The following is a 2,295-nucleotide window of genomic DNA, read 5'->3' as shown; positions in this document are numbered from 1 at the left end:
GGCATTATCTGAACATAAAACACTATCAGTAAGTTGGAGTCATTACCCAAATACACGGTTTACTATTAATGAAAAACATAACGAAAAATGTTATTTCATTAAAAGCGGTGCGGTTTCGTTGTATCGGTATCCTGACGGAGTATTACTGGAAATTTTTGATGCGCCGACACTAAGAGGTTACATACCACTCATTAAAGACAGTGAAACAGAATATGTTATCAAGCTATTATTAGCATCCGAGGTTGCGATTGTTTCCAAAGAAGCATTGTTTAATTTATTATCGACTCAAAATTTATGGGAAGAGTTCGCACGTTATCAAATGGCGCTTATTTCATCTGTATCAGAAGTCATTTACAGACTATCGACGCCTAACAGTTATGAGTCAATCCGCCATCAGTTGATTGAATTGATGGCAAAGCCGAGTGAAATCAGGGAACTCATTACGGCTGAGAACTATATCCGCTGTAAAACCCGCATGTCCCGAAGCAGTATAATGCGGATATTATCGGATCTAAAACAGGTGGTTATATTACGATTGAAAGAGGGATTCTACGTGGAGTGCATAATCTCCCGCTAAAATACTAGGATAATCTTCACGGATTCAGAGGTGATAATTATTACAGACGTAACAGGAAGAACGTATAACAGGATGTTTATTTTGCGAAGAGTTTATATTATCTCTGATGATCAATTTTTTGCACTGGGTATTGCTAGCCTTTTTTATATGGTAAATGCAAACATCATTCGCCCGGAAGATATATTTAATAAAAAACAAGTCATTGAAGAAGGGATTTGCTATTTATACATAAAAAACAGAAAGTTGCATCAACAGTTGTGTTATTATTTCAGATGTATGCCGTGTAAGTTTATATTTTTTTTGCCAAACGCACATTGTGATATCGAAGCAAAGTTTAGGTATTATTTCTGGTCTGCCAAAATAGATCTTCACTCTTTGATGAAAAGAACAGCACAGGTCTCACTCTATTACAATTATAATGTTCATTTCACATTAACTTCTGCGGCTCAGAGAAGTATGGAATTAATTTCACAGGGTGTTGAAACATATGTCACCAGGATTAAGGCCAGCAATAAAGATGCTAAAGTAGTCCATAGACATTACCGGGCTGTCATCAAGTCTGTAGGAATTGAGAGCGTAAGCGTTCATAATTTATTTCTTACAGAATATATCGCTGTAAGTCATATGTTGATGGTCTGGCTTTCAAGTCGGACAGAACGTACTATATTTCGGAATCTGAAACAACAAAAGATTGTTAATGCTGGATTGATTCACTCAGTATAAGTTTCAGTAATTAATATTATCTATATAGAAGCATTAAGAAAGGAAAAATGTATCTAATCACAGGATTAATACACAAGGCAGGGGGGGCGCCTGTCGTATGGAAACATTATTCTTCCCATAAGCTTACACTGGAGCAGTGTGTAAAAATGCTATCCAGGCCAAAGGCGGCGGGTAAAAGCTATGGATATCCGGTTACGATTACTGATTATCACTGCAAAAAAATGGTGGGAAATGACCGGTAAAATACCCCTCATAAAAAATGAAGGCTGACACGAGAGGAGCATTGTCTGCTAGCTTGACGAGCGGAAGGATGAGTTATGGAAAAGCATCATCCTGATACTATATTACTTATGATAAAGAGTATGCCCAATTTTTGCGCATTAGCCATTACATTCTTCCGACAGCGCTGGCAAACCATCACACATCACCTGCAGCTCATTAAACATCCTTGCCACATGGAAACCATCGCACACCGAATGGTGGACCTGCACCGCGAGAGGCAACAACATTTTTCCATCCTGTTCGTAGTATTTGCCAAACGTGAACATTGGGGAAAAGAAGTTCTTCATATGCGCAATATTCATCGTAAAGTTCGTAAACGTTACCCACGGAATAGACGAGACGAAAAAGACGTTTTCACGGGACTCTTCCTTAGGCCAGTATGAAAGACTATTTCCATAGCGGGCCGTATCATCTGCATACGTGTTCTGGAAGTGATGAATATTGCCGTCGAAGTGGCTCCACAATGACGAAAAGGTTTCCGTTTCTGGGTGGAAGATGGTGTAGCTGGGATGAATTTCATTCCATATGACAAGCTCATCGTCCTTCATGGCCATCCGGAATTCAGGATGCTGGTTCATGATTTTAGACAGGAGGAAAATAATCGTCGGGTAAAACTTCCAGCCGACATTTTTGATATGTTTTCGCAGCGCGGTGATGTCGATCGGCTTTGTTGAATAAATCAGATTTCGGGTAAGTCTCCCCCGTAGCGGGTT

4 protein-coding genes are annotated in these 2,295 nt (G+C 39.4%); 3 read left to right on the top strand and 1 reads right to left on the bottom strand.

Annotated elements, in window-relative coordinates; all coding sequences use genetic code 11:
- The 3 genes from ADJ24_RS24025 to ADJ24_RS25795 all read left to right on the top strand — a co-directional run.
- Positions 1 to 577 (top strand): helix-turn-helix domain-containing protein (locus tag ADJ24_RS24025; protein WP_049016963.1); only part of this gene is annotated, 577 nt, incomplete at its 5' end.
- Between the two features lie 30 nt (positions 578 to 607).
- On the top strand, positions 608 to 1,300 hold the full coding sequence (locus ADJ24_RS07395; protein WP_125387065.1) for a hypothetical protein: 693 nt from the start codon (positions 608 to 610) through the stop codon (positions 1,298 to 1,300).
- 47 nt (positions 1,301 to 1,347) lie between these two features.
- The gene (locus tag ADJ24_RS25795; protein WP_049223962.1) at positions 1,348 to 1,542 is read left to right on the top strand and encodes a DUF1187 family protein; all 195 of its coding nucleotides are present in this window, start codon (positions 1,348 to 1,350) and stop codon (positions 1,540 to 1,542) included.
- A 138-nt stretch (positions 1,543 to 1,680) separates the two neighbouring features.
- Here ADJ24_RS25795 and ADJ24_RS07390 read toward each other — a convergent pair.
- Positions 1,681 to 2,295, bottom strand: a 615-nt coding sequence (locus ADJ24_RS07390; protein WP_048702297.1) for a CatA-like O-acetyltransferase, incomplete at its 5' end; no start/stop codon positions are given.

The sequence above is a fragment of the Enterobacter sp. 940_PEND genome, assembly GCF_001059415.1.
GTDB lineage: Bacteria > Pseudomonadota > Gammaproteobacteria > Enterobacterales > Enterobacteriaceae > Enterobacter > Enterobacter cloacae_M.
Note: the sequence above shows the minus strand (reverse complement) of the source record. Positions and strands in the feature narration are given on the sequence as shown.